Annotated in this window: 8 protein-coding genes; 5 read left to right on the top strand and 3 right to left on the bottom strand. The window is 34.0% G+C overall.

What is annotated here, in order from left to right:
- Window positions 1-153: 153 nt before the first annotated feature.
- Window positions 154-411 carry a hypothetical protein gene (locus OMR58_RS25810; protein ID WP_264547318.1) on the bottom strand — a complete coding sequence of 86 codons (258 nt, stop codon included), beginning with the start codon at window positions 409-411 and terminating at the stop codon, window positions 154-156.
- Window positions 412-1211: 800 nt separating this feature from the next.
- Between OMR58_RS25810 and OMR58_RS25805 the strand changes: the two genes are divergently transcribed.
- A complete protein-coding gene (locus tag OMR58_RS25805; protein ID WP_264547317.1) occupies window positions 1212-2942 on the top strand; it encodes a protein rep in 1731 nt (576 codons plus the stop codon).
- 31 nt (window positions 2943-2973) lie between these two features.
- On the opposite strand, the gene OMR58_RS25800 is transcribed toward OMR58_RS25805, so the two are convergent.
- Together OMR58_RS25800 and mobQ are read right to left on the bottom strand one after the other, a co-directional pair.
- Window positions 2974-3351, bottom strand: a complete 378-nt coding sequence (locus OMR58_RS25800; protein WP_264547316.1) for a hypothetical protein — start codon at window positions 3349-3351, stop codon at window positions 2974-2976.
- Window positions 3278-4351, bottom strand: a complete 1074-nt coding sequence (gene mobQ / locus OMR58_RS25795; RefSeq protein ID WP_264547315.1) for a MobQ family relaxase — start codon at window positions 4349-4351, stop codon at window positions 3278-3280. Before mobQ ends, OMR58_RS25800 begins: the two co-directional genes overlap by 74 nt.
- A 460-nt stretch (window positions 4352-4811) precedes the next feature.
- Here mobQ and OMR58_RS25790 point away from each other — a divergent pair, with 460 nt between their 5' ends.
- The 4 genes from OMR58_RS25790 (at window position 4812) to OMR58_RS25775 (ending at window position 6286) form a co-directional block, all read left to right on the top strand.
- Window positions 4812-4964 (top strand): hypothetical protein, encoded by a 153-nt coding sequence (locus OMR58_RS25790; RefSeq protein ID WP_176209046.1) that lies wholly within the window; start codon window positions 4812-4814, stop codon window positions 4962-4964.
- Window positions 4948-5355 (top strand): hypothetical protein, encoded by a 408-nt coding sequence (locus OMR58_RS25785; RefSeq protein WP_264547314.1) that lies wholly within the window; start codon window positions 4948-4950, stop codon window positions 5353-5355. Before OMR58_RS25790 ends, OMR58_RS25785 begins: the two co-directional genes overlap by 17 nt.
- Before the next feature lie 121 nt (window positions 5356-5476).
- Entirely contained in the window at window positions 5477-5746 is a 270-nt protein-coding gene (locus OMR58_RS25780) for a hypothetical protein (RefSeq protein WP_264547313.1), read from the top strand.
- A gap of 15 nt (window positions 5747-5761) precedes the next feature.
- Complete coding sequence (locus OMR58_RS25775) at window positions 5762-6286, top strand: hypothetical protein (RefSeq protein WP_232969759.1); 525 nt, start codon at window positions 5762-5764, stop codon at window positions 6284-6286.
- Window positions 6287-6333: the final 47 nt, after the last annotated feature.

Below are 6333 nucleotides of genomic sequence, written 5' to 3'. Positions count from 1 at the left end.
GGTGTCGATCTCGCATCTATTGGTCTTTGAGTGGAAGTGGGTCAAGAGCAGAAGCGTAGCGACTCTTGACGCACTGAAACGACCCCACCCTACGCAAAGGGGGAAAGCTGGCCATCGGCTGGCTTTCCTCCTGTTAAGCTGCTTTTAATGTTTTTAAAGGTTGTATGCTTTTTTATAATTATCGATGTCAGTTAAAATCTCATCAGCTGATGTTTTTATTTCTGTTATTTCATCCTCTGACAAATCTAAAATATCAATTTTATTAAAGTCTATATTTCTATTTATCAATATTGATCTTAATAAGTTATGGATATTTATATTTTCTTTTTTTGTTATTTTTTCAGTTATTAAATATCTTGCAATGTCATCATCGTAGAATGTGTTTACTGTTTTAAATTCAAAGTTTGGCATCTTTCTTCCTCCTATGTTTTTTGCTTATCATATCAAAGAGGGCGGCAGGCGTCTGGGTGGGTTTGTTATCGTGTCTGTCGTCCTTTCTTCATCCCTTCTGTGTGTAGAGATACCCTGTTATCTAAAACGGCTTAAAACGCGTTACAGAGCGTCACAGGGCTATTCCTGAGCATCCTTTTTTCTATGGCGGTAGCTGTTGCTTTTGACCTTTGCTCCCCCTCCGGGGGATGGGGGATTAAACCCTTTCAGGGTTCGCCCTTGACCTTGGTTTTGGGGGTTGAGCGAAGCGATGCCCCCCGCTTGATTATATAGAAACAAATCGCACGACTTGGCACCAAAATTTAGATTTTTTTCTATAAAAAACCTTTTAAAAACATATAGTTAAATCCTATTTTTAGGTAAAAAAACAGTTCAAAAACGGCATTTTTTTGTCGCTTTTTTTTGATATGGGATGGCACTGTCAAATCAGGCAAAAAATGGGGCTGATTTTGGGATGGGGTCTTCTCTAAACGCACGATCATGCTCTGAAAATGGGACGGCATCATTTTTTGAGGTATCACAAACATTCAGACGAGCGGGAAAGATGGGACGGCATCACAAAAACAGGCGAAAAATGGGCGCGTTTTTGGGATGAGGTGTTTGATTAGCGCGTGTTTGTGTTTGAAAAATGGGACGGTATCGATCAAGAGGTTGATTTTTGAGCGTTTGGGCGGGTTTCAATAAGTGATTGACGTGATTGACAAAAACAAAAAACCCCTTAATCTTGAACTTGCGAAGGTATCAAAGAAGAAGGGGTTTAAATGCTTTATGAAAATCATAAAGTGTTTAAGCAGATTGTCAAGAAGCTGGAAGCTGGTGAGAAGGTAAATTTTTTACCTGTAAAAAAATTTAGCGAACTTGCGGACGTAGCAGCGGCAAATGCTCAAACACTAAACAGAAGAAAGAAAGAAAATATAAATCTATCAAAGATTTATAACAAGATCGGACAGCAAGACAGGGCGCATCGTGTCGCGTTTTGTTGTTCTTATCGTTATGTGCTTGTTGATAGTCAAAATCGAGCTAATAACGTGCATACTCAGCGCTGCCGCGACCGGCACTGTGTCGAATGTCAACGCATTAAATCATATGTGTATCAAGAGCGTTTAAAACGCACTGCGATAGAAAAAATTAAATCTGATTTCAAAGCAGATAAATTTTTATTTTTAACATTCACTTTAAAAAATCCAAAAGTTACCCAAATGCGTAAAGCGATGCGTGCAATGTCGCAAGCTTTTGGAATGCTTGCCAGACGGAAACCTTTTGCCGAAATTTTTCGTGGAGGAATAAGGACTTTTGAAGTAACCAGGAATTACGCAGAACGTTTAAAAAATCACTGCCATCCGCACATTCACGCTATCGCACAAACGAAAGCTGACGCTTTTAATTTGTTTATTGCTTACATTCAAGCAGAAGAAATAAAAGCATTAAAAAAATCGTTAAGAAATAAAAGAAAAAACATCGATCTTTTAGAGAAAGAAATTAATAAAATAAATAAAAGATATAGTAAATTAACAGCTAATAAAAAAGCTGAAATCGTTAAAGTTTTTTTTGAAAAAAACTGGACTGAATGCCTGAAAAAATGCGCTGAAAAAGAAGGTCTGAGCTGGAACGATGAGGATTACGCGAAGACCGAAGGCCGCGCCATCGTTGACGTGAAGCAAGTGAGAGCCGGCGGCGAACCAGGAGCGCCGATTTTGACAGGCGCAGGCTTCCAAGAACACGGCGAAAAAGTGATCAATTATGTGTTGAAGTACAGCCTAAAAGAAGACGATAAACGCATATTCACAGGCGACAAATGGAGTCAAATTTTCGACAATCAAATACGCGGTATGCGTATGATTGCCCCGTTTGGCTTATGGCGTTCTGAGTTGTCGAAAGAAGAAGATCACGAATACGACGAAAAAGAATATTTCGCACGTTTTGAAAGCGTCACTGATAATAACGCATATCTTGCTAAATTTGACTCTGAATATAAAACAGAAACAATAACAGCGGCAGAGATAAAAAGAGTTAAACGTTCTCAATTATGCTTATCATTAGATCATCTAAACAGAAAATATATTTCAACTATTAAAGAATTAAAAGCAAAATTGAATATTGCATTAACTAAAACATATATAAGCAAAAATGCAGAAGCTAACGCTATAAATGAAATAGTTTTTGAAATTAACAAATATAATGGAAGAATACGCGCAAATTTTGAAAAATTAGTTAAATATGGCGAATACGTTAAAGGTGAACGTTTTTATATTAAAACATATATTCAAGCTGAAAGTTATTTCAATAATGTAGATCTTGAATATCAAACTAATATCCACTTATTTAAATATAATGATATTAATAAAGATGATCGCAATTTTAAACATCACGTTTTTGAATATATTGAAGAATACAAAAGAGAAAAAATTGATAGCTATCAATTCTTTGATATTGAACCGATAGACGTTGAAGAATACGCAGATATTGAAGTATGCGAAGAAGCGCCATTTTAACCAAATATAAAGCCCCTGCGGGGGCTTTTTTTTAATATCCCGATTGATTGCTATATTTAAGCTGTTTCTCTTCTTCTTCAATGCTAAAAGCGCAATATCTAATTATAAAAGATCCGTTTTTTTCTGGCGGTATATATCCATCTGTATGTCTTACTTTTGTTAGTTTCCGTCTTGTATCTAGTGGTGCTAATAATTCCAGATCTATGGGTTTTGTTTTTATAAAGGTAATTTCTTTTTCCTCTGGTTTATATTTCTTTTCTTTATCATTTTTTGCTTTGGTGTTTTCTGCTGGCTCTTCAATATAAACCTCGACTCTGTAAAATTTCCCCTTATATTCAAATTTTATATTTTGTGGTTGGTATGTTGTAATCTTGATCCCTTCTGCGTTCGTTGTGAATTTTATCGACATAATTAATCCCCTCATGGTTATTTTCATTTTTTAATTTTTCGCGTAATTCTGCGCGTTTTTCTTCGTTTTTCTGCCATTGTTGCATGGCTGCAATTTCTCTCTGTTTTCTTTCCTCCTGTTCTTTTTTTTGTTTGTTGGTTAGTTTATTAAATACACTCTTGAAAAATGAAGTTAATTTATTTTCTTTTTTCATTTCTTCTTTTTTCTTTTCTCTTTTAATTCTGTTGTCTTCTGCTTGCTGCTCATAAGTTTTCGCATATGATTTAAATTTCTTTCTTTTAATATATGACTGTCTGCTTTTTCTTTTTTTTGGTTTTTTGTCTTTTATTTGATTATATGCTTCAAGATATTTTTCAGCTTCATCAATTTTATCAGAGTTTAAATTCTCATTTGCCTTTTTAATCAACATCTCTTTTTGACGTAAAAATGAAAGATTACTCACAAGATCTTTTTTATTGTTTTCTCGTAAAGATTTATTCACTGAAACAGCCCACGAACGCCTCCATATTTCCACGTTGTTTTTATTATTCCATTCTCTATTTTTATTTAAAAATCCTGTTTCATTTACATCTTGCATGGTAAGCATTACGTGAGCGTGTGGGTTGTTATTATCTGCATCATTATGAATTGCAATATCTGCGCACATTCCTTTTTTTATAAAGTTCTTTTTAATATAGTCAGTGAGCAATTTATGATTTTGTTCAAGTGTTTGCTCACGCGGTAGCGCAACGATAAAATACCTACTGAGCTGACTGTCTCGGCGATTGTTTTTTGACTCAACGGCGTTCCAAAGCGTCGAACGGTCTTTAAAACTTTTTGGCGCATTATTAGGAAGAATTATCTCTTGATGCATCAAGTCTTCTTTCTTCTTTTCATAATTAAAAACTAACCCAGTTTTTTCGTCTTTTAATCTCGTTCTAGAATTGTAAGCTGAAAGATATAAAGAACTCTTTCCCTCGCTGCGTTTTAGTATTTTAAAATTCAAATGAAATATAGCCATCGCGCTCTCCTCCCCTGCCGTTGTCTTGCATCACTTTTGCGCCCTGTTCTGCGTTGGCGTAAGCCTTCGTAGGACTGGCGTTATTGCCCCCTTTCAGGGGCAATCTAGGCGGTAGCCAAGCCCTCGGCAGAGACCACACATTGATTTATCAATGTATAAGTGGGCATTTGTAGTTTTCACTCGTTTCACTCGCAAAAACAAAAATGAGATAAGACTAACTTAATAAACATTTATAAAAACTTAATAACTCAAAAAATAAACAAGTCAAACTATTGACAATATAAAAAAATATATTAATTGATGGGTATACCCAACAAAAAGAGGATTTTAGAATATGAAAATAATATATGCGTATTGTCGTTTTTGCGACGAAATAACAGAACAATCTCACAGCGAACATAATTGTCATTATTGTTATAGATGTGGTGAAGATCTATAAAATTAATTAAGGAGTTTAAAAATGAATCTTAGAAAAATGACACAAGCCGAAGCAATAGAGTTTTGCAAACATTTAGATTTTTTTGAATGTGATGAAATCGAAGAATTTGGCGATATTACTATTTATATAGATGATGATGAAAAAGAGGAGGTAAATAATGATAAAAACGAATAAGGATTTTAAAAGTGATATAGATTGTTTAGCGAATAATATTTATAACTTTTATTTAGACACATTAAAAGAAAATAATTATAGGATATTTGCAAAAGACGTTAATTTTAAATTAGATGAAGTTGATGAGTATGAATTAAACGCTTTCAAAAAATGCTTTAATGTTTATTTAAAAACAGATGCGCAATTTAGAAAAACAAAACATATTAAAAGCGATTGTTTAAGTGTTTCTTTACCTGACTTTTATAATAATTATTACACTGTTAATTTTATAGTTTATAAAGATCGTTATAGTGAGCATGGGAAAAAATATTTAGACGATGTTTTTAATTTGTTCGTTAAAAATATAGAGCACAGGGTTAAGAATAAAGAGAAAATAAATAAAGGAGAATAAAATGATTATAACTGTAATATTGAACGTTGTTGTTATTTCTTCTTTGTCTGTTTTGTATATCAAGACCAAAAAAAAAGAAAAAAAGAAAACAAAACAAAAATTATAAAAATAGGAGTTAATTATGGCGAAATTAAGCGTAGAGCAAAGAAAAGAAAGATTGAAAAGAGAATTAGCAAAAGTTGAGACAGAAGAAAGAAAATTAAAAAAAGAAAAAGAATTAAAAGCCTTAAAAGTTATCAATGGTGAAATTTTGAGATATAGCAAAAAAGAACATGATGATTTTAAAAAAATTTTAGGTCTGTTAGTTCTATTCGAAAATCAAAACGATGATTTTAGAAAAGCTGTTTTTTCTTCTGCTGATAGAGAAATACAAAAAAGGAAAAATAAATAAATAGGGAGGTAGATTATGACATTAATGGATATGATGAAAAATGGAATGTCTGCTTGGTCTTCTATCTCTGATTTTGTCGTTGTTTTGATGGGCGTTGTCGGTATTTGGATAGCGTTTATTGCAATAGTCGGATATAAAAATGCGGGTGAGGGAAAAGGGGGAATAGCAAAACCTATTTTTCAAACTATTTTAGCCGCTTTGATGGTAGCTGCTGCTCGATTTGTTCCGATTTTGAGTGAAACAATCGAGGGGAAATCGACTGAATTTAAACCATCTGATTTGTTGTCTAATATTCCGCAAAATACGCTCGGCCTCGATGTAGCCTTTAGTTCTGTCCTTTTGTTTGTTCAAATGTTGGGCGTTATTGCATTATTCAGAGGATTTTTGATTCTCTATACAGCTTCAGGGAAGGGTGAAGGACTTGGAAAAGCGTTCACGCACATCATCGGCGGCGTTCTTGCTGTAAACATTCAGTTAACCATAGCAATGCTTGCTACTACGTTTTATCCAGGTGTCGATCTCGCATCTATTGGTCTTTGAGTGGAAGTGGGTCAAGAGCAGAAGCGTAGCGACTCTTGACGCACTGA

This window comes from Erwinia sp. INIA01 (genome assembly GCF_025947915.1).
Classification (GTDB): domain Bacteria; phylum Pseudomonadota; class Gammaproteobacteria; order Enterobacterales; family Enterobacteriaceae; genus Erwinia; species Erwinia coffeiphila.
This window is presented reverse-complemented; position numbering and strand designations above follow the sequence as displayed.